Annotated in this window: 17 protein-coding genes and 1 tRNA gene; 8 read left to right on the plus strand and 10 right to left on the minus strand. The window is 53.5% G+C overall.

Annotated features, from left to right (window positions below; genetic code table 11):
* Positions 1-279 precede the first annotated feature (279 nt).
* From prmB to dapC, 4 genes are all read right to left on the minus strand, one after another.
* Positions 280-1,179 (minus strand): 50S ribosomal protein L3 N(5)-glutamine methyltransferase, encoded by a 900-nt coding sequence (prmB, locus tag INT32_RS12350; protein WP_193089035.1) that lies wholly within the window; start codon positions 1,177-1,179, stop codon positions 280-282.
* A gap of 47 nt (positions 1,180-1,226) precedes the next feature.
* Entirely contained in the window at positions 1,227-2,369 is a 1,143-nt protein-coding gene (dapE, locus tag INT32_RS12355; RefSeq protein WP_193089036.1) for a succinyl-diaminopimelate desuccinylase, read from the minus strand.
* Between the two features lie 2 nt (positions 2,370-2,371).
* On the minus strand, positions 2,372-3,193 hold the full coding sequence (gene dapD / locus INT32_RS12360; protein WP_193089037.1) for a 2,3,4,5-tetrahydropyridine-2,6-dicarboxylate N-succinyltransferase: 822 nt from the start codon (positions 3,191-3,193) through the stop codon (positions 2,372-2,374).
* Between the two features lie 209 nt (positions 3,194-3,402).
* The gene (gene dapC, locus INT32_RS12365) at positions 3,403-4,605 is read right to left on the minus strand and encodes a succinyldiaminopimelate transaminase (protein WP_193089038.1); all 1,203 of its coding nucleotides are present in this window, start codon (positions 4,603-4,605) and stop codon (positions 3,403-3,405) included.
* 405 nt (positions 4,606-5,010) lie between these two features.
* Between dapC and INT32_RS12370 the strand changes: the two genes are divergently transcribed.
* From INT32_RS12370 to INT32_RS12380, 3 genes are all read left to right on the plus strand, one after another.
* Positions 5,011-5,095, plus strand: a tRNA-Leu gene (locus INT32_RS12370).
* Positions 5,096-5,414: 319 nt separating this feature from the next.
* Positions 5,415-5,996 carry a hypothetical protein gene (locus INT32_RS12375; RefSeq protein WP_193089039.1) on the plus strand — a complete coding sequence of 194 codons (582 nt, stop codon included), beginning with the start codon at positions 5,415-5,417 and terminating at the stop codon, positions 5,994-5,996.
* 661 nt (positions 5,997-6,657) lie between these two features.
* Complete coding sequence (locus INT32_RS12380) at positions 6,658-7,617, plus strand: tripartite tricarboxylate transporter substrate binding protein (RefSeq protein WP_226816957.1); 960 nt, start codon at positions 6,658-6,660, stop codon at positions 7,615-7,617.
* Positions 7,618-7,650: 33 nt separating this feature from the next.
* On the opposite strand, the gene INT32_RS12385 is transcribed toward INT32_RS12380, so the two are convergent.
* A complete protein-coding gene (locus INT32_RS12385) occupies positions 7,651-8,811 on the minus strand; it encodes an enolase C-terminal domain-like protein (protein ID WP_193089040.1) in 1,161 nt (386 codons plus the stop codon).
* 246 nt (positions 8,812-9,057) lie between these two features.
* Here INT32_RS12385 and INT32_RS12390 point away from each other — a divergent pair, with 246 nt between their 5' ends.
* Entirely contained in the window at positions 9,058-9,375 is a 318-nt protein-coding gene (locus tag INT32_RS12390) for a hypothetical protein (RefSeq protein WP_100697340.1), read from the plus strand.
* 164 nt (positions 9,376-9,539) lie between these two features.
* Here the strand turns inward: INT32_RS12390 and INT32_RS12395 are convergent, their stop codons facing one another.
* Complete coding sequence (locus INT32_RS12395) at positions 9,540-9,716, minus strand: hypothetical protein (protein ID WP_193089041.1); 177 nt, start codon at positions 9,714-9,716, stop codon at positions 9,540-9,542.
* A gap of 286 nt (positions 9,717-10,002) precedes the next feature.
* On the opposite strand from INT32_RS12395, the gene INT32_RS12400 reads away from it, so the two are divergent.
* Complete coding sequence (locus tag INT32_RS12400) at positions 10,003-11,277, plus strand: porin (RefSeq protein WP_193089042.1); 1,275 nt, start codon at positions 10,003-10,005, stop codon at positions 11,275-11,277.
* Positions 11,278-11,399: 122 nt separating this feature from the next.
* Here INT32_RS12400 and INT32_RS12405 read toward each other — a convergent pair whose 3' ends face one another.
* Both INT32_RS12405 and cysK read right to left on the minus strand, forming a co-directional pair.
* Positions 11,400-13,094: an argininosuccinate lyase gene (locus INT32_RS12405; RefSeq protein WP_193089043.1), complete on the minus strand. Its 1,695-nt coding sequence runs from the start codon at positions 13,092-13,094 to the stop codon at positions 11,400-11,402.
* Positions 13,095-13,232: 138 nt separating this feature from the next.
* The gene (gene cysK, locus INT32_RS12410; RefSeq protein WP_193089044.1) at positions 13,233-14,150 is read right to left on the minus strand and encodes a cysteine synthase A; all 918 of its coding nucleotides are present in this window, start codon (positions 14,148-14,150) and stop codon (positions 13,233-13,235) included.
* Between the two features lie 483 nt (positions 14,151-14,633).
* Between cysK and INT32_RS12415 the strand changes: the two genes are divergently transcribed.
* A complete protein-coding gene (locus INT32_RS12415) occupies positions 14,634-15,335 on the plus strand; it encodes an MgtC/SapB family protein (RefSeq protein ID WP_193089045.1) in 702 nt (233 codons plus the stop codon).
* Positions 15,336-15,385: 50 nt separating this feature from the next.
* Here INT32_RS12415 and INT32_RS12420 read toward each other — a convergent pair whose 3' ends face one another.
* A complete protein-coding gene (locus INT32_RS12420) occupies positions 15,386-16,300 on the minus strand; it encodes a DMT family transporter (RefSeq protein ID WP_193089046.1) in 915 nt (304 codons plus the stop codon).
* 358 nt (positions 16,301-16,658) lie between these two features.
* Complete coding sequence (locus INT32_RS12425) at positions 16,659-18,104, minus strand: MFS transporter (RefSeq protein WP_226816959.1); 1,446 nt, start codon at positions 18,102-18,104, stop codon at positions 16,659-16,661.
* A gap of 272 nt (positions 18,105-18,376) precedes the next feature.
* Between INT32_RS12425 and INT32_RS12430 the strand changes: the two genes are divergently transcribed.
* Together INT32_RS12430 and INT32_RS12435 are read left to right on the plus strand one after the other, a co-directional pair.
* On the plus strand, positions 18,377-19,291 hold the full coding sequence (locus INT32_RS12430; RefSeq protein WP_226816961.1) for a helix-turn-helix transcriptional regulator: 915 nt from the start codon (positions 18,377-18,379) through the stop codon (positions 19,289-19,291).
* Entirely contained in the window at positions 19,281-20,201 is a 921-nt protein-coding gene (locus INT32_RS12435) for a LysR family transcriptional regulator (protein ID WP_193089047.1), read from the plus strand. Before INT32_RS12430 ends, INT32_RS12435 begins: the two co-directional genes overlap by 11 nt.
* Positions 20,202-20,525 lie beyond the last annotated feature (324 nt).

The raw sequence follows: 20,525 nt of genomic DNA on the forward strand, positions 1-20,525 counted from the left end.
GAATAATCCGAGGAAAAAGAATAATTAGAACATGACGGGCGGCGCCAATCAAAATATGGCAGGTGGCACCAATCACCAATCTGCAACCACAGACCAGCGCCCGGGTGTGTGGGCTCAACCCAGATGGTCATTGATCATGGCTGCCGGCGCATCGCATTTGCCAGCCTGGCGCCCGGCAGTGGCGTTCAATGTCTCGATGCCGCCTGCGACCGTGCAAACCAGGGCTTGCACTTGCTCGGTAGGGCGCGCGGCAAGCCCTTGAATGTTTGCAGGATAGCGTCAGCGTGGCTGCAACTGTTTCCGCGTCAATAGCAGGACGGAGTCGTCACCCTCGGCGGTTTCAAGAAATACAGGATTGAGGGCCGGGAAAGCGTTCATGAAATTTTCATATTCATTGCCGATTTCAAGAATGATAAAGCCGTCGTCGCCAAGGTGAGTGGCGGCCTGATCCAGAATCGTGCGAATAATGTCCATGCCATCGTCCCCGCCAGCCAGCGCCAGCGCCGGTTCGTGCTGGTACTCACTGGGCAGTTGCGCCATGGTGGTGCTGTTCACGTAAGGTGGATTGCATACGATGACATCGTACCGCTGCTTTTCCAGCGGTGCGTACAGATCGCCCTGCAGCACGTTTACGCGTTCGCCCAGTTGATACATGTCCACATTTCTTTGCGCCAGGCGAATGGCATGATCAGACAGATCGACGGCATCAACCTGCGCATTCGGAAAAGCCAGCGCGGCAAGAATGGCCAGGCAGCCCGAGCCGGTACATAGATCTAGTACGTTCTGCACGTTCTCAGGATCGTCTACCCATGGCTCAAGATGCTCAGCCAGTAGTTCTGAAATGGGCGAGCGCGGCACAATTACCCGCTTGTCTGTCAGGAAACGATGGCCCTGCAGCCAGGCTTCGCCAGTCAGGTATGCCAGGGGGACGCGTTTTTTCACACGCAGCTCGATCAGGCTGACGCATTTCTTTTTCTCGTCTTCCAGCAATCGGGCATCCAGAAATGGATCCAGCGTATCCAGCGGCAAGTGCAATGTCGAGAGGACCAGATAGACGGCTTCATCCCAGGCATTATCACTGCCGTGGCCAAAAGCCAGCTGTGCGTCATTGAAGCGGGAGACCGCGTAGCGAATAACATCGCGCACCGTTTTGAGCTCATTGTGGATTTTTGAAGCCATAAGATATCCGATATTGAATGTTTGATATGCAACTGCGTAGTTGCAGTCTATAGCAAAAGGTTTTCAAGCGTTTTACGATAAATGGCGGCCAGTGGCTCCAGGCTATCGACCTCGATATGCTCGTTGATCTGATGGATAGTGGCATTGATCGGCCCGAACTCGATCACTTGCGGACAGATTTTCGCAATGAATCGTCCGTCTGAGGTCCCGCCAGTGGTCGACAGGGTTGTTTGCACACCCGTCACGTCCTGGATCGCGGCAGACAAGGCTTCGGACAGTTCGCCCCGTGGCGTCAGAAACGGTTCGCCGCCGAGCGTCCATTCAATGCTGCTTTCCAGCTGATGTGCATTCAAAATGGCCTGCACACGCGACTTGAGCGACTCAACGGTACTGGCAGTGGAAAATCGGATATTGAACAGAAATTCGGCGCTGCCAGGGACAACGTTGGTCGCGCCCGTACCTGCATGGAAATTGGAAATCTGGAAGGTGGTGGGCGGAAAGTACTCATTTCCCTGATCCCATTCGGTGCTTGCCAGTTCATGCAATGCCGGTGCACACAAATGAATCGGATTGCGGGCAAGATGGGGATAGGCCACATGGCCCTGCAAACCTTTAATCACGACCTTGCCAGACAGCGATCCCCGCCGCCCATTCTTGATGACATCACCCAGCGTGGCGGTGGATGTGGGTTCGCCTACGATGCAGTAATTCGGTTGCACGCCCTGTTGCTTCAGGTATTCACAGACTTTGACGGTACCATTGACGGACGGACCTTCTTCATCGGAAGTGATCAGCATGGCGATGGAGCCGCGATGGTCGGGATGCGCCTGTACGAACGCTTTGGCGGCAACGGTAAACGCCGCGATGGAGCTTTTCATATCGGCTGCACCACGGCCGTACAGCTTGCCGTCGCGAATCGTGGGCACAAAGGGATCGCTGTCCCACTGTTCCAGCGGACCGGTGGGGACCACATCCGTATGCCCGGCAAAAATAAGCAGCGGCGACGCAGTGTTGCGTCGCAGCCAGAGGTTTTGCACTTCTTCGAAAGGCAGATGCTCTGCGACAAAGCCCGAGTCGGCCAATTCAGCGGCCAGCGTCTGCTGGCAATCCCGGTCGTCTGGCGTGACCGACTGGCGGGCGATCAGCGTCTGTGTCAGGGCCAGTACCGGTGAAGAAATTGCATCACTCATGATCAGGCACGCAGCAGGTCGTTAATGCTGGTCTTGGCGCGGGTTTTCGCGTCCACGCGTTTGACAATCACGGCGCACGCCAGGCTGTGTGAGCCATCAGCAGCAGGCAGGGACCCAGGAACTACGACAGAGCCGGAAGGCACGCGACCATAAGTCACTTCGCCGGTTTCGCGGTTATAGATTTTGGTGCTTTGGGAAATGAAGACGCCCATGGCGAGCACTGAGTTTTCTTCGATGATCACGCCTTCGACCACTTCAGAACGCGCGCCAATAAAGCAGTTGTCTTCAATAATGGTCGGATTCGCCTGTAGTGGTTCCAGCACACCGCCAATACCCACGCCACCGGATAGATGGACGTTTTTGCCGATCTGTGCGCAGGACCCTACGGTTGCCCAGGTATCGACCATGGTGTTTTCGTCTACATAGGCACCGATATTGACGTATGAAGGCATCAAGACCACGTTTTTACCGATAAAAGCGCCACGACGCGCGACGGCGTTGGGCACGACGCGATAGCCGCCTGTTTTGAAATCTGCTTCTGTAAAGTCCTGGAACTTGAGTGGCACTTTATCGAAAAACTGCATCGGCGCATTGTTCATGACCACGTTGTCATTCAGGCGGAAAGACAACAGCACCGCTTTTTTTAACCACTGGTTCACTACCCAGTCTCCGTCCTTTTTCTCGGCAACGCGCAGCGTCCCATTGTCCAGTCCGGCCAGGGCAGTGCCCACGGCATCACGCACTTCGGCTGAAACAGTAGAGGAAGACAAATTGGCGCGGTCATCCCACGCTTTTTCCAGAACGGTTTGAAGATCAGTAGTCATAAGATTTGGATAGTTTGAAAAATAATAAACACAATAGTGAAAGATAGCCCATATTCCGGATGGGGTCTGCCCATGGCCGGTTGATACGCATTTCCTTCTCGGGATACCGAAGCTTAACAAAATCCCCGGCGTTACAGTGAAACTGGGCGTTTGCGCGGCCCTTTATCTGAACTGCTGAGGGGTCCGGATCGCGAGCGACCCGGTTATAGTCAGCTGGTGTAGCGATCCCGGATAAACCGGGCGATGCGCTGGGCGCCTTCCACACATTGATCCAGCGGCGCAACCAGCGCCAGCCTGATGCGGTTGGCGCCAGGATTGATCCCATGCGCCTCACGCGCCAGATAACTGCCAGGCAGCACCGTCACATGCTGTGCGCCAAACAAATCACGAACGAAATCAGGGTCGGCGACCGGCGTTCCCGCCCAGAGATAGAACGAGGCATCGGGCATTTTTACATCCAGCACCTCGGCCAGAATCGGGTATACCGCATCAAACTTGGCTTTATACAGAGCGCGGTTTTGCTCAACATGCGTTTCATCATTCCATGCAGCTGTGCTGGCGGCACTAAAGACCGGACTCATGGCGCTGCCATGATAAGTTCGATAAAGGAGAAACGATTCAAGCAGGCTTGCATCGCCAGCGACAAAACCCGAGCGCATGCCAGGTACATTCGAGCGTTTGGAAAGGCTGGAGAAACAGACGCAGTTTTTGAAATCGGTACGGCCCAGCCTGTGTGCAGCCTGCAAGACGCCTACTGGCGGATGCGCATCGTTGAAATAGATTTCGGAATAACATTCATCGGAGGCAATCACAAAGCCGTAGCGGTCCGACAGTTCGAACAATAATGCCCACTCGGCTTCCGGCATGACATTGCCTGCCGGATTGCCAGGAGAACACACAAATAGCAATTGTGTTTTTTCCCAGACGTGCGCGGGTACGGCCGACCAGTCGGGGCTGAAGTTGCGTTCAGGTACGGCGTTGACGTAATAGGGCTGCGCGCCTGCGAGCAGGGCGGCGCCTTCATAAATCTGGTAAAACGGATTCGGGCAGATGACCAGACTGTCGCTGGCGCCGTCGAGCACGGTTTGGGCAAAGGCAAACAGCGCTTCTCGCGACCCCAGGCATGGCAGAACCTGGCTTTGTGGATCTGGTGCGGGCATGTCGTAACGGCGACCGATCCAGGCGGCAATCGTTTCACGTAGCAGGGCATCACCCTTGGTCGGCGGATAGGCGGACAGGCCGGACAAGTGATCGGTGATCGCCTCGTTAACCAGTGCCGGCGTGGCATGCTTGGGCTCACCAATCGACAGGTTCACATGGGCCAGCTCCGCAGCAGGGGTAGGGGCAGTGGCAAGCAGCGCCCGCAATTTTTCAAAGGGATAGGGTTGCAGCAGACGTAATTTGGGATTCATGACAGACCTTGCGTAGATGCGCAAGTTTAACATTTATAGAGGGTGATCAGCGTCGCTGCGCCACCCATCTTCTCTATGAAACGGCGGTTTATTTCAGCCTGCAGTTATTGGACAGATTTGTGGCCGTCCTTCACAAGATGAGTGTTTGTTCATCGATAACACACGAGGGCGGACCTTTGCGCAAACGGGTACGGATTGGCACGTTTTTGCGAGTGATCTATCTGCGTGCCTTATCATATTGCCGACTTATGCAACGGCCAGAAAGCTGGGCCGCTCCTGATGATGATTGATGATTTTGTGGGTTTTCTATCGTTATTTACGGTTATTTCGATGGTAAAAATCATCGAATTGACATAATTTCTTTACGCAGGGCACCAAACCCTACTATAATCCCCGTTCTTTGATGCGAGCGTGGCGGAATTGGTAGACGCACTGGATTTAGGTTCCAGCGCCGAAAGGTGTAAGAGTTCGAGTCTCTTCGCTCGCACCACAGTATTTAAACCTGTTGGTTGTATAGAATCAATAATCATCAAAATCAACAAGTTATCGTGTGTGCCCGAAATGGTTGGATCGTATAGAATCAAATTTTCGCAACAAAACTACGCATAAATTCCCCAGACATCACTCATAAAACGGCAAGCATTCTGACGACCAAAACGGATCGTTGCGTACGTATTCATGTCAAATGCGTTCGCCCATCGAAAAGCTTCTCTCCAGGCCCCGGCGGCACCCCTGCATGTATATTCACCTAGTTGAAATATGCCATTTGTTATACTTGAAGATAGATTATTGAGGATATGGCATAAAAGATGAACTGTGATAATTTTGTACGGCTGAGTTTAATTGGTCTGTTAAGTCTGCCCGTTGTTTCAAATGCAGAAGTCAAAAGTATCGAGAACAACAAAAGCATTAGCCAGGGCGTCAAGGAAAATCCCATCATGGGATACGTCGTACCGAAGACTGGTGACTTGAGAATACACAAAGTCCACAGTGAACCCAAAAAAGGGTCATTAAGCGTTATTTATAATAACGAACAAAAAGTACGTCTCACAAACGTCAACGCACAAAGAATTCCTCCTGGTCTCGACAAAATCAAGGCTGCCAAGGCGCTAGGCGAAGGAATTGAAAAGGCGGTGGTTAAAGATAACAGCACAACCCCTGAAAAACAGGAATTCACTACGCCCAAAGGCGTGCACGTAAATTGTGTTGGCGTTCTTATGAAAGATAAGCCAGCTTCCAACCGGCTTTGCTATGCTGTGTTCAACAATTATTATGTCCAGACGAACATGGTCTGGAAAATGGATAAGAAGAATGATGAAAATGCTTTTTCTCGTTCAGACGATTTTGTCACAGCAGTGATGGACCGGTTCAGCGATTATCCCAAGTTATAGAGAAGGCCTAATCAAAGCCGGCGCTATCTCCCCATAACCGCAAACGGGCGATGGGCATTCACCTAACCTGATTGATCGCACCATTCCAAGTGCATTGAGCCAGGATCCTCAAACGGTTTTTCTAAACGTTCCTGAACCCATACATGTGGCGCGCGTGCATCTGCATTTCAGAAGTTTCACGAATAGTGCATAGCCAGAAAACGAACCAAATCCCGGGTAAACCCGAGATTGTTAACAAACGTTAAGTTTCGTAATATTCAGCAATGCATGCGTTTCATCCTAAGTGTCGTATGCATTTTCGCCTATCGGCACGTGTGCCTGGGCGTTTTTTTACGTCCGGCGATGACACTCCGCGGTTGTGGCTATGTCGGATCAACCACATTTGTCATTACATCTTTGCCATTACCTTAGCCGAATGCCCGTCTCATTGGTGCTGACCATCATCTGCAATATTCAATATGTCTCATTTAGCATATAGGTCGCTTGCACTGTCGTACATGAGCGTCAATATTGAGGGCTTACGGCCTGCAGTGGCATATTCTTTATATTTCAAGCTCCTCTTCAACATCACAATCGTTATACTTAAGAGCAATAACATGTGAATCAGAAGTTCGTTCAAATTATATAAGGCCTTTTATACACTGGGTCATTTGGGAGACATATGTTGAAGCGTTCGTCATTCATGGCAATGACGTTGTGCCTGGCGAGCACGCCAGCGCTGGCCGCTTATCCGGAACGGCCTATTACCTGGGTCATTCCCAGCCCGCCAGGCGACGGCTCAGATTCCATTGGCCGTTTGCTGGCCGACAAGGTAGGCAGGGCGCTCGGGCAGACAATCGTGATACAGAACAAACCCGGGGCAGGGAGTGTGATTGGGTCGGAGGCGGTTGCCGGCGCCAAACCCGACGGGTATACCATGATTGTCGGCAATGCCGGTTCGCATGGAATCAATGCTGCCATCTATAGCAAGTTGCGCTACGACGTCGTTAAAAGCTTCCGGCCCGTGGGACTGTTCTGCACGGCAGCCAATGTGCTGGCGGTTCGGCAGGATTTGCCGGTCAGCAATCTAAAAGAATTCGTCGCCTACATAAAAAACAGCAAAACATCGCTCAATTATTCCTCCGGCGGTATCGGCAGTTCGGCTCATCTTTCTGCTGAATTGTTCAAGAGTCTTGCTGACGTGCCGCTGGTTCACATTCCGTACCGAGGCGCAACACCGGCGGTGCAGGCCGTGCTTTCCAATGAAGTGGTTACCATGATCGGCAATTTACCTCCGTGGCTAAGTCAGATCAAGTCGGATAATGCCAAGGCCCTCGCCGTGACCACAAAGGAGCGTGTACCAGAGTTGCCCGACGTGCCGACACTCGCAGAAACCTATCCGGGATTTGAAACGGTCGCGTGGTTTGGCTTATTGGCGCCTGCCGGAACCCCGGGTGAACTAATAGAACGCGTCAATGAGCAAATCAACGTGGCGCTGGCGTCTCCGGATATTCAGGAGCGGCTCAAGGCAGTCAGTTGCGCGCCGGCCGGCGGCACGCCCGAGGAATTTGCCGGGCGCATTCGCAACGATGTCAGTCGCTGGAAAAAACTGGCTCAGGAAAAGAATATCAAGGCAGATTGAGACAATGCAGGCGGTGCGGCTGCCATCATGCGTTTAGACTGCCAGCAAGGTTTCAATTCCAAAAGGCACGGGCTTGAAGGGATGGGCGCTTATCAATTGCATATCGGGCTCCACACCCAGGCCGGTGCGATTGGGAACATGGTATTTGCCTTTTTCCAGTGTCGGGTGTTGCTGCCCGACCAGCGCATCATATAGCGGACTTTCCTCAAATTGCAATTCGAGCATATGGGCCTTGCTGGCAACGCAGGCGACATGCAGTGAGGCGACCGTGCACACCGGGCCGGTCGGGTTGTGGGGAGCGAACAGGATATCGTGTGCGGCGGCCATTTCGGCGATCGCCAGCATATGGGCCGGGCCACCACAATACTTGATATCGGGCATGATCACATCAAGCAGTTTTTCACGAATCTGCATCTCAAAGGAAGCGACGCCAACCTGAGTCTCCGCTGCTGCAATAAGCACGTTCTGTTCGTTGGCGTGAGCCTTGATTTTACGCAGAGAATCCCAGTTGTCATAAGTTTCTGCCAGGGGACACTCAAACCAGTGCAGACCAACGTCCTGCAGTTGATCCAGCACATCAAGTGCGCTTTTCTCGTCAAAACGCCAATGGCAGTCCACCATTAATCTGGCTTGCGGTCCGACGGCTTCGCGGATGGCATACAGGCAGTCTACCCCGTGTCGGATCAACTGGTCAGCTTCTCCGGCAGCGCACGCAGCGGGTGTGACGCCGTCAAAAGGCGCTGCCTTGAATCCCAGGAAGCCCGCCGCGGCCGCACGTTGGGCTGTGGCGGCAAAGCCTGCCGGTGCGCGATCGACCGTGGCGCGATTAATGTTTGCGTAGACTGAAATGGCTTTTCTTTGCAGAGGGGCAAGTACGGTATGTAGCGGCACGGCCTCCTGCCCGGCGCGGATTGTCCAGAGTGCCTGGGCCAGGGCGCTGAGCACGGCATTGGAAACCAGTCCGCCAGGTAGCATCGCAGATGGCCGCAATTGTGCAATGGCCGCTTCTGCCGTCATGCCCACCAGCGGCTGGCCATGTAGCTGGGTCGCTGTCTGAAGGGCGGTTTCCCAGCCATTGAGCGATGCTTCTCCCCAGGCCCTACTGCCATCGTTCATTTGAATGAGAATGAAAAACCAGTTGGTTTTCGGTGAAACATTGAAGGCAACAGCAGTGACGGACGCGATCGTACTCATATGTGTTCAGGCAGGCCAGTAGGGTGAATTTGAATCTTCAGTGGTCACCAGGATCGGCGACTACCAGGAAATATTCTTATTGCAGATGTTATCAACATGAACGTCCCGGATGTCATAATCATAATGCAGTTCGAAGGGGGATGGCGCAGGATTATAAGTATGTCAATGTGAAACATCAGACTTGTGATTTTCCGGTAAGCTATGATGCAGTAGTGATGCATCGTGAGTATAAAAAGGAGTATTCAAATGAAAATGATGACATATGTCATAGGCGCAATATGTGCGGTGGCGTCCTTGCAAGCTTATGCGGCAGAGCCGGTAAAGCCGGCGCATCAGAATGCGGCTTCAGTGTGCAAGCGCGTTCAGGAAACGGCAGAGACTACATTGCAGGCACGCAAAGGTGGCCACAATGACAGGGCCGGGGACAAGGCCAGCCTAGGTAGCAAGAGTAATGATCCGATGTTTACGTATGCTATTGACGTTGCGTACGATAGCGACCTTAACAAGACAGGTATCGGACAGGAAGCGTACGACTATTGCATGTTGCACAAGGCCGGCGCCTGATGGGCTGCTGGCTGGCAGCATTAAAAATACAGTCAGGATTTGTCCAAACATACCTCACTCTATGCCGTTGCATCATACGGCAGCGGTAGTGTGGGGTTTGATGTGCTGGACGATAAGATCAAGCTTGAACCCACACAGATTGCTGCAGGAATGCAACACCGCGTCTAAACGACCACCCAACATGTCGTAAAAAAGCCTGATTGATGCGAAAAAGCGACATCTTTCAGGCTTTTATTATTGTTGTATTTTCTTGCTGTCGCCAGGCGCTTTGGCACTAAGTGCGCCGTCAAGCCCGCTGTCGCACCTACAGTGCGCGGAATCTCCATATACATGCTTTCCAAGTTTTTTTCCTTTACATGGATCAAGGCGACGAACAGCCCCTCAAAAATACAATACTTCTCAAGCTGCTTCCGTAACCCTTTGATTCAAAAAGATAAGCGGGCCCGTATGCAGTGGTTTGTCAACATGGTTGCCGCGTCTGCTTAGTTTGCTAACGGGCAAACCCGGCAATCATGGTGTCGAGCGACCGGAGTAATCCGGTAAAGCTGGCCGGTGTCATACCGCTAGCCCAAAGGTGATGAAGTAATCCGGTACGCCGGAATGAAATTTGTAAATGGAGTATTCAATATGAAAAAGGCATTGCAATCTATCGTGCTGCTCGGTGCGGCAACCGGGGTGGCGCAAGCTGCAACTTCTGTAACGTTGTATGGTCTGGTTGACGGCGGTATCGGTTATACCAAGACCAAAATTACGCAAAATGAAGCCAAATATACCGCAAGGGGCTGGGCACAAGAACGGAAAGTTGGGATGGTCAACGGTATCCTGAATGGCAACCGTTGGGGCTTGAAAGGTACGGAAGACCTGGGTAACGGCACCAGCGCCATTTTCCAGCTGGAAAGCGGCTTTGACCTGGGTACGGGCGAATCTAAACAAGATGGTCGTCTGTTCGGGCGCAAAGCCATTATCGGTCTGACCGGCGATAGCTGGGGTACCTTGACCCTGGGTCGTCAGTACAACGTGGCCGATGATGTGGTTTCAGGAATTGATCCGTTCGGCACTGGCGTTCTGCAGGCTGGTGTTGTTGACGGTGCGTTCGGGGATTCACCTTCTGCCCGTATGGACAATTCCATCAAGTATATGACACCCGATTTCGGTGGCTTCAAATTTGGTATTGCCTATTCAGGCTCTCACAAAAAATCGTCATCTGAAATAGACGAGAAAGAAACTGAAAAGCGTGATACCTCCAACTGGCTTTCAACAGGTTTGGGCTTTGATAATGGTCCGGTTTCTGTCGGCCTTTCCTATGACCGTTTCCGCACCGATATTCGTAATCGGGGTTATAAATTTGACCCATTGGTGGGTGAAGAGGTTCCTTTCGATAAAAAAACCAAAGGCACCACCCATATGTGGAATCTGTTCGGCGCCTATGACTTTGAAGTCGTTAAACTGCACCTGGGCTATGGTCTGATTCGTGGTTCTGTAGCTAGCAGCGCCGTTACTGAAGCTAAAGTCGGTAGCATTGGCCTGAACGGCGCACTGGCTGGCTTCACGACTGTTATGGACCCCGATAGCAAATTTCATGGTTTGAACTACACAGAAGCCAACGGCTTCCGTCAACAGTCCTGGATGGTTGGCCTGAGCGCACCTGTGAGCGACACCGGCACCGTTCTGTTCTCTTACCAGGGTAACAAGTCCAAAAACACCAATGAAGACTTTGACGGCATAAAAGGCAAGCTGAACATCTTCAGCGTGGGTTATGTACAAGGCCTGTCCAAGCGTACCCGCGTGTATGCTGCCGCTTCTTACGGTGTAGGCAAAATGAAGTTTGATGAAAAACTGGGTACCGGCAACGTCAAACTGAAATCCACCCTGATTGGCGTTGGTCTGCAACACCGCTTCTAATGACATGCATCGCCTGGCGATGTATTCATAAAGCAGAAAAAAACCACCCTTCGGGGTGGTTTTTTCATTGTAGCTGTATAAATGCGGCCTTTCCTAAGTCGATGAAGCCGCAGTGGTATCAACTATCCTTTGGGCTTGCCTTGTGATGGCGCTGCTGGCTTTGCCGGCGTGCCTTCAGTGGACTGATCATCGGATTGTGTGTCCGCCGAGTTTTTCAGTTTTGTAAATGCCTCGTCCAGGTTTTGGTCCGCCTGCATCAGTTTGTCTCGCGTCGATTGCATCCATGCCTTATCGTCGCTCAGGCGCTTGTTGCTTTCGGCCAGCATGCGCTCCACTTCCGCCGGTTGTGGCCCGCCAGTACCCATTCTGGTTTTCACCATGAATTCGGGAGAAAGCACTTCCCGGAAATGGGCTTCATTGATAGGCAGTTTAGCATCGGGCAGTTTATATTTCTGTAGCGCCTTGGTATACAGTTCAGCGGCCTTGGCATAAGGAAAGTCTTTGGGTTTGAAGCCGTTGGCCCGCGCTTCAGTCACAATTGCTGAAGCAAAGCTGTGGCCTACACGGAACGGGATCTGATGTTCCTTTTGCAGGGCTTCGGCCAGCTCCATGGAGGTAGTCCACTCGTCTTCCAGCTCCTCAAGAGAACGTTTTGCGTTCACATTGAGTGCCTTCAGGACGGTATTGACGTTATCAACCATTTTGATCGCCTGCGGAAACAGGCCCAGGTCGTCCCATGACGATTTATAGTCGGTCATGCCCGTGGTTACGTTGTGCGCCCGGAATATGACAGTTTGCGCCAGGCCGACCACGTTGGATGCCGCTTCGCGGGCGCGCATGATCACCCCGGGATTACGTTTTTGTGGCATGGCGCTGCTGGTATAGGTGCTGCCTTCATCCAGTAGCAGCCACGGTCGGGTCTGGTGATATTGCGTATGAATATCGCCGAGCAACGCACCCAAGCGGATCGCGGAAGAAGAGGGAATGGCCGAGGCTTCCAGGGATACGTCGGATGGCGTGACCTGGCTGGAATCCAGGGAGTTTTCAATAATGCCGTCAAAGCCTAGCAGGGCTGCCATGCGTTCGCGGTTCAGCGGCCAGCTCGAATTGGCGAGCACGGCAGTGCCCATGGCAGACAGGTTCATGCGTTTGTACAGTTCGTGGATGCGTTGTGCATCCCTGGCAAAAGAGGCTTCATAGGCCAGCAGGTAATGTGCATAACTGATGGGCATCGCCTGGACGCCGTTGGTATAGGCCGGCACAATGGTGTTGACGTTTTTGGCTGCGGCCGCAAGCAACGCGGTCCGTAATTTGTTCAGCGCGTCCGAATAGTCCAGCACCTGATTGCGTAGTTTGGCCATCCGGTAGGTTGCGTACATATCCTGGCGACTGCGCCCGGTATGGATCAGAGAGGCATCCGGGCCGATTTCATCTGTGATGATTTTTTCAATTTGCAGCACATCTTTGGGCCGCTTGCCGTCAGACTTTTCTGATTGCGCCAACGAATAGGCAACGCCGCTGGCAAGCTTTGCGCCCATTTGCGGATCAACAATTTTTTCTTCGGTCAGCATGACGGCTGACGCCTTGTTGATTTTTCCAAGCCAGTAGAACTGGTCTTCCTTTTCGTCATTCTTGCTGGTGGCCTTGCTGGAGATTGGCTTGGCTATGGCGCCTGCCTTGATGGCCTGCTGTTCGCATTCTGCTGTTGTCTTGCAGGGCAGCTCGCCCGTATTGGCCGCGTGGGCAAGCGTGGCTGCCAGGCTGAGCGCCACGATCGCCAGCGCCTGGGGTTTCAAACGAAATAGATCATGATTCATGCTGCTGTCTCCTTGTTTTAATATTGATTGTTGCTGGCTCTTGTGGCCATTGTGAGCGGGTGCCTGGACGACGGCAGACAGAGGTTGCATCTCGCCTGCTGTCGGCTGTGTTTCGGGCCTAGCATCGGCGGCCTGCTGCTACTCAGGCAAAAAACCGCTGACCGAAAGATATCGTTCGCCAGTATCATAGTTAATTCCCATGACTTTGGCGTTGGCTGGCAGACTGGGCAATGTTTTTGCGATTGCCGCCAGTGTTGCGCCGCTGCTGATGCCAACTAGCAGCCCTTCCTGCGTAGCGGCGCGGCGGGCATAGTCTAGCGATTCCGGGACCTCAACCGAGATTGTGCCGTCAAGCAGGCTCATGTCCAGATTGACAGGAATGAAGCCGGCGCCAATGCCCTGCAGTGCATGCGGGCCGGGTTCGCCGCCCGCAATGACTGCAGAGGCGGCAGGTTCAACGGCAAGCACTTTCAATTGTGGCCACTGTTTTTTCAGGGTACGGGCAATGCCGGTGATATGGCCGCCGGTGCCAACGGCGGTAATTAGAAAGTCCAGTCCTTCAGGAAAGTCGTCGAGAATTTCCTTCGCGGTGCGCTCGGCATGCACCTGTGGGTTGGCCGGGTTGTCGAACTGCTGCGGAATCCATGCGCCAGGCGTTTGTTCGGCCAGTTCGACAGCGCGCGCAATGGCGCCTTTCATCCCTTTTTCCTTGGGAGTCAGATCAAACTGGGCGCCATAGGCGCTGATCAGACGACGTCGTTCTACACTCATGCTTTCAGGCATGACAAGAATAAGCTTATAACCTTTGATTGCGGCAACCATGGCCAGGCCAACGCCCGTGTTGCCGGAGGTCGGTTCGATAATGGTCGCGCCCGGTTTAAGTTCACCGGCCTGTTCGGCCGCTTCGATCATGGAAAGGGCTGCGCGGTCTTTCAGGGAGCCGCCGGGATTGAAACGTTCTGCCTTGATCCAGACTTGCTGCTGGCCGGGGAACATACGGGAAAAACGGATATGTGGGGTCTGACCAATGGTGTCAAGTACGGATTCTGCTTTCATGAAGTGGGATGTGTGATTAAGGGGAAAAAAACTGAATATAGCATACTGTCTGTGCCGCGCAATACAAGGTTTTCCCGGTCAGAGGGCCATGCCAGCGATCGCGTTGTGCGCTCGCCTGCAGCGTAGGGTAAAGCGCTGTGCAGCGTAACACTGGGCGCGGCAGGCAGATCGGGCCGAAGCATCTTAGCAACTTATAAAAAAAGATCAGCCAGCTGACAGCAGGTTGACTGCACGGCATATGTTCAGCCTGCAGTTGCGAGAAACGGCTGCTGCTTGAGGATCGGGTGATCCTGCTATACTGCAAACGGTACAGAAAATAAAAATAAATCGTATTGCAAGAAAAACGTATTGAAAAAATGGTAGCACGAGTGGTCCCGGCTATCCGAAAGCGAATGTCGCTGCGTATCACAATCGTTTTCGATGGTGGATCGTGCATCGGTTTACCGGTTGCGGGTACAACTGAATGGAACGAGGAAATCGGCAATGGCGTCAGAACTGGAACTGGTAGGAAGGCTGGTCATGTCTGCGGTGCTGGGTAGTGTGATCGGATTTGAACGGGAGCGACTATCCTGGGCGGCGGGGCTGCGAACACATATGTTGGTGTGCGTGGGCTCTGCGCTGATCATGATTGTTTCCATATATGGGTTTTCAGATACGCTGGGTGAGCATGTCACTCTTGACCCGTCACGTGTGGCTGCCCAGGTCGTCTCTGGTATCGGTTTTTTGGGGGCGGGCGCCATTCTTGCGCGCGGGCAGGTCATTCGCGGCCTGACAACTGCGGCCAGCGTATGGTCGGTTGCCGGCGTCGGGCTTGCCGTAGGGGGCGGGCTGTACATTCCGTCCATTTCGGCGACAGTTATCATCCTGCTGATACTTGCCGGCATCAAGCCGCTGGAAAAACGCTTTATCGCGTACCACCAGCGGCGTCATGTCACCATCAAGGTCAGGCGCGGGCAACTAACGCTGGGTACTTTCAACCAGGCGCTTGGCGTGAGTGCGAATCGGGTCAAGCAGTTTATTGTGCAGCCGTCTGAAAAAGAAGAATACGATGATGTGTACGTCGTCTTTTCCCGGATGTCACCTCAGGAATATGCAGCGATTCGCAAGAAGTTCAAGGAAATCCCAGGCCTTGAATCCATTTCTGAAAGGGCGTCCGATGAGGAGGTTGATCCATACTCGTGGTAGGGACGAGCACACCAAATTAGACGGGCACGCTAAGTCAAATGTCATAGACGTCAGGCGGCGACCGGCACCGGTCTGTTACGCAGCTCATACAGCGTAATGCCTATGCCGCTGGCGCAGATGACGCTGATGCCAAGCCAGGTGATGCCGTCGGGGAACTGATTCCAAATCAGCCAGCCCAATGCCGTTGCGCTGATAATTTGCAGATAGACAAAGGGCGACAAGAGCGATGCCGGCGCCTGGCGATATGCCTGAATTTGCAACAGATGGCCCAGGCCACCGGTAATGCCGGTAGACAGAAGTAGCAGCCATTGTTTCAGGTCCAGCACAGCGAGTACCTGCAGCACTTCGTCGATTGTAAACAGCGTATATACGGTCAGCACCACGGTGCCAAACAGACCGCTCCATATTAGCGTTGTAAATGGGTTGTCGCCGGCGAGCCGCCTGTTGGCGATAAACTGCATGGAAAAAATCACCGCATTGGACAGCCCGAAAAATACTCCGGTAGGATCAAGCCCGCCTGAAGGACGGATCACAATCAGAATGCCAAGAAATCCCACGATGGCGGCAATCCATCGTGACAGCATGGCCTTTTCCTTGAGTATCCACGGCGCGACTGCAAGAAGTATAAGCGGCGCAATAAAATTGATCGCAGTGGCCTGTGCCTGGGGCAGGTAGCGTAACGTGGTGAAGAACACCATGGTGGAAGTGAGCATGAAAACGCCACGCAGCAGCTGTTCCACCGGCTTTTTGGTTTTCAGAATCTGCCAGCCCCTGGCCGGTATGATAATTGATGTCACCAGGATCAGATGCACCGAGTAGCGCACCCAACACAGTATAAGCAGGGGGACGCCGACAGACATCAACCATTTGCCGGTGGCATCCAGCATGGACAGCACCGACATCGCCACCAGCAGGGAAAGGATTCCGGGCAGGGGGCTGGATATTGGCGAAGTCGGCTGATTCATGTGATTCCGAAGGCTGCAGGCCGGAGCTGTCACGGGTGCAGTGTCCGGCAAAAGGTACTGGGGTAAATCCTGGCTCTTATGGTAGAGGATTTACCCTGACAACACCAGCGTATGTGGTTGCTGGTTGAGCTTTCCGTCCCCGAGTGTTGTCATTATCACAAATGTTGACCCACTCAAGTGATATAAAGCGGGCACTATAATAAAGTGCGTTATGGGCACGCCATGCAGGGATGGCGGCTCACACGCGATGATCCATGGTGTGGGTCTATGGCAGTCTTCAATGATATGACCGGCGCCTGAAGCGCGCGTCGTCCTCTGGAATACGCGCCAAGTGACGTGTCGATCGCCAGACTGTTCATCAGGTATTGCCCTGAACAGCCAGCCGTGCCCGGCTGCGTGTGCGCAGAAAATACCAGATTGACACGGCCATCAATGTGCCCAACAACACCATTTCAAGCTGGATGCTGGCATTGAAGGCTTGTTGGTAATCATGACCTTGTAGCAGCGATTGTGAAAACACCACGCCCAGCAGCGCCGGCCCAAAACCCATTGACGCCTGTTGTATCGTCGATAGCATGGCGCTGCCTGAACCGGCCTGGTCTGGCGGGATCTGCGACATGCCGATGCGGTAGAAGGCGCCGACAATAAAAGCCTGGCCGATGCCGATAAACAGTGACGGAATCGTCAGCGACAGCAGGTTGGGTGCCGGCCAGACCTGTTGCAATACCCATAGCAGAATGAGTAGACCTGGAATGACCATCGCGCAACCCAGTATGAGGGTCGGGAGCAAGCCTATGCGGGCCACCACGCGGGTGCTGAGCAGCGAGCCCACGAAAAAGAAGACGCCCAGCGCAATAAATGAATTGCCCGATTGCAATGGCGTCAGACCGGCGCCAGCCTGTAGCGTCAGCGCCAGCACGAACATGAAACCGCTCCAGCAGGCGAAAAAAAGGATGGCGGTGAAAAAACCGAAACGTACGGTGGGCAGACGCAGCAGGGAAGGGGGCAATAAGGGCAGGACACCGCGGCGTTCCTGACGGGCTTCTGTTTTCCAAAGTGCAACGGCCAGCGGTATTGCGCAAGCGAGCGCCGCCAGACACAGCCAGTTCCAGCGCATCGAAGGGCCGAGCGCGACGGGAAGCAGAATACTGATAATGAGCAATGCCAGCAAGAGTGTTCCCGGCCCATCGATGCCTGCCGGATTCTCCCTGCGGGTTTCGGGAATATGACGTGATGATAAAAACAGCACAGCCGCACAAACCGGTAAATTGATCAGAAAAATACTGCGCCATTCCGACCCGGCGATATTGGCATGCACCAGGAAGCCGCCCAGCACTTGCCCGATAATGAAAGACAGGCCGCCTATGGAACTGTACAGGCCAATGGCGCGGGAGTGCGAATGGCCCTTGAGGCAGACGTGGATCGTAGCCAGTATTTGCGGCACCAGCAGGGCAGCCGCAACGCCTTGTAGTGTACGGGCCAGCAAAAGAAGCGAAATGCTGGGCGCAATACCGCAAAGCAGTGACGAAATACCAAAAAGCAGTACGCCGATATTGAAAAGGCGCCGACGTCCGTACATGTCGCCCAGCCGGCCTCCCATTGCCAGCATGACGGCGAAGGCCACACCGTACACAGCGACCATCAACTCCAGTTCGTACTCTGTTGCATGTAGGGAGCGGGCAACCGAATCCAGCGCCACGTTGATAATGGAAAAATCTATTTGTGGCAGAAACATGCCCGCCAGCAGGACTGAAAGGCCAGCGTTGTTCAGGCGGCTGGTATCTTGCGGTGCATCCGACATCATAAAAAATCCTGGAAAAAAATCATCGATGAAGTATTATGAGTATGTTTTTAGACGGGTACCAGAGCCTGATTAGCCTGGTATAAATAGTGTAGGCCTAATGTGCTTGACCGGCCATAATGCCCGGTGCTGCGGGGCGCCTGATCAAAATAATGCAATTGTGATTGCAGCAGGATGTTGATGGAACGGGGGCAGCCAAACATACGTGCTTGCCCTGGCGCTATCATGTTTGTAAAAACCGTTGCAACAGCGCTGCCCAAATGGCAGGAGTGAAAATGAGATTGACTGACAGCATGAGCGCCGTTATAACGCATCCGGCAGCAGAGAACTGGAAAACACCTATTGACGATAGGGTAGATCGAGCAATGGAGTTGGGTATGTTTCTGCGTGCCCGACGTGAAAGTCTTGATCCACGCCGCCTGGGGCTACCCAGATACGGGCGTACTCGCACGCCCGGGCTGCGCCGCGAGGAAGTGGCGCAACTGGCTGAGATCGGTATCACCTGGTATACCAAACTGGAACAGGGGCGTCCCATACGCGTATCGCCCAAAGTGCTGCAGGCTGTCGCATCGGCACTACAGTGCACCGATACGGAAACGCGCTATCTCTTTACTCTGGCTGGCCTGGCCAGCCCGGCCTCGGCGGTGTCCGGGAAAATCTGCCGTATGATGCCAAATGCCATACAGACCATTCTGGACCAGTTGCATCCTTTGCCGGCCATTGTGCAAAATGCCAGATATGACATCGTTGCCTTTAACAATGCATTCTGCCGAATGATCGATTGCGACCTGAATCAGGTTGCCCCCGAAGACTGCAATTGTATTTATCTGGCACTCACTGATCCGCAGATCAGGAAGGTCACGCAGGACCTGCCAGAGACGATCGCACACATGGCGGCACGGCTACGCGCGCAGATGGCAGCGCATCTGGGCGATCCCGCGTGGGAACGCTATCTGCAGCGTTTGCTTGCCTGTTCTTCTGAATTTGCCGATATCTGGAATCAGAACCGCGTTTGCGCCACGGTGGATCATATCGTGCGCTACAAGTATGCCGGTCTTGGTACGCTGGAGGTATTGCAGACCAATTGGTGGAGCATGCCGATGGCCGGCGAGCGTCTGCTTGTCTATGTGCCGGTTGACCAGGCGCATCGCGCGCTTTTGTCCAAAAGGATGGCAACCCATGCTGCCTGAACCAGTAAATTTGTCGCGCTTCGATCCACAGACCCTCAGGTTGTATTTGCTGGCGGCACGCTCACTGAATCTGACCCGGGCTGCGCAAGATGCGCATATGACGCTGTCGGCGCTCAGCAAGCGGATTTCGGAACTGGAAAAGCAGATCGGTTGCGAGCTGTTTATCCGACGGGCAAGGGGACTGGAGCTGACGCCGGCGGGCCACGCATTGGTCGAACATGCGCAATTGGTTATTGCTGCTGTGACACGGCTCACGTCAGACATGAGTGCATATTCAGCCGGTCTGCGTGGACAGGTGCGTATCTGGGCCAATACTTCATCTGTGATTCAGTTCCTGCCACGGGACCTGGCCGCATTTTCCAGAACGCATCCGGCGATCAGGCTAAGCCTTGACGAAAAGCTAAGTCATGAAATTATTACGGCGCTCACGCAGGAAAGAATTGATATCGGTATTTTTGCTGACAACATTCCTAGTGGCCAGGTAGAAAAATATTTCTATCGTCATGATCAATTGGTGGTGCTGGTGCCGCGCGGACATCCGTTAGGAAAACACAAGCGGATTCGCTTTGCGCAGGTGCTGGACAATGATTTTGTCGGCCTGTCGGATGGCAGTTCGCTGCAGGTGCGCATGCAGGATGCCGCTTTGGCTGCCGGCAAAACGCTGCGGTTGCGCGTTCAGGTCAGCAGCTTCGACGGAATCTGCCGGATGATTGAAGCAGGGTTGGGGGTCGGTTTGTTGCCGCTGGAAGCGGTCCGGCCGGAAATTATCGGCAAGGGGCTTCACGCGCTGGCGCTGGATGACGACTGGGGTCAACGCACTTTGTATGTCGGCGTACGTAGCGCCGTTGGTCTCAAGCCCGATGCGCAGCGATTGCTTGACTTTCTGAAGCAAGCCCATCAAGCGGGATGACCGCTGACAGATACACGTGCCCGTGGCCGTAGCGGCAGACGGGCGGGTCTGCGCGAGTACTGCCATAATCAATATCTGCACATGAATATTGGCATATGAGTATCTGCATATGAGTAATTGCATATGAGTAATTGCATATGAGTAATTGCATATGAGGACACGCCGAACAATGCAATATCGAACTCCAATTTTCGCGGCATAAAATCCCTGTGGGGAGGCCTTCCAGCCTTTCATTAGTGGGGAAAATAGCCGTCAATCCACTGCTCGCGGACCCCAAGCCTTGAAAATATGGAAAGGGTTATCATCAAATTACCAATTTTCAAA

This window comes from Advenella sp. FME57 (assembly GCF_014897675.1).
Classification (GTDB): Bacteria; Pseudomonadota; Gammaproteobacteria; order Burkholderiales; family Burkholderiaceae_B; genus Advenella.

Coding starts and splice junctions, on each gene's coding strand:
- prmB (WP_193089035.1), bottom strand. CDS start 1,179: ATGGCTTCAAAAATCCACAATGAGCTCAAAACGGTGCGCGATGTTATT.
- dapE (WP_193089036.1), bottom strand. CDS start 2,369: ATGAGTGATGCAATTTCTTCACCGGTACTGGCCCTGACACAGACGCTG.
- dapD (WP_193089037.1), bottom strand. CDS start 3,193: ATGACTACTGATCTTCAAACCGTTCTGGAAAAAGCGTGGGATGACCGC.
- dapC (WP_193089038.1), bottom strand. CDS start 4,605: ATGAATCCCAAATTACGTCTGCTGCAACCCTATCCCTTTGAAAAATTG.
- INT32_RS12375 (WP_193089039.1), top strand. CDS start 5,415: ATGAACTGTGATAATTTTGTACGGCTGAGTTTAATTGGTCTGTTAAGT.
- INT32_RS12380 (WP_226816957.1), top strand. CDS start 6,658: ATGTTGAAGCGTTCGTCATTCATGGCAATGACGTTGTGCCTGGCGAGC.
- INT32_RS12385 (WP_193089040.1), bottom strand. CDS start 8,811: ATGAGTACGATCGCGTCCGTCACTGCTGTTGCCTTCAATGTTTCACCG.
- INT32_RS12390 (WP_100697340.1), top strand. CDS start 9,058: ATGAAAATGATGACATATGTCATAGGCGCAATATGTGCGGTGGCGTCC.
- INT32_RS12400 (WP_193089042.1), top strand. CDS start 10,003: ATGAAAAAGGCATTGCAATCTATCGTGCTGCTCGGTGCGGCAACCGGG.
- INT32_RS12405 (WP_193089043.1), bottom strand. CDS start 13,094: ATGAATCATGATCTATTTCGTTTGAAACCCCAGGCGCTGGCGATCGTG.
- cysK (WP_193089044.1), bottom strand. CDS start 14,150: ATGAAAGCAGAATCCGTACTTGACACCATTGGTCAGACCCCACATATC.
- INT32_RS12415 (WP_193089045.1), top strand. CDS start 14,634: ATGGCGTCAGAACTGGAACTGGTAGGAAGGCTGGTCATGTCTGCGGTG.
- INT32_RS12420 (WP_193089046.1), bottom strand. CDS start 16,300: ATGAATCAGCCGACTTCGCCAATATCCAGCCCCCTGCCCGGAATCCTT.
- INT32_RS12425 (WP_226816959.1), bottom strand. CDS start 18,104: ATGATGTCGGATGCACCGCAAGATACCAGCCGCCTGAACAACGCTGGC.
- INT32_RS12430 (WP_226816961.1), top strand. CDS start 18,377: ATGAGATTGACTGACAGCATGAGCGCCGTTATAACGCATCCGGCAGCA.
- INT32_RS12435 (WP_193089047.1), top strand. CDS start 19,281: ATGCTGCCTGAACCAGTAAATTTGTCGCGCTTCGATCCACAGACCCTC.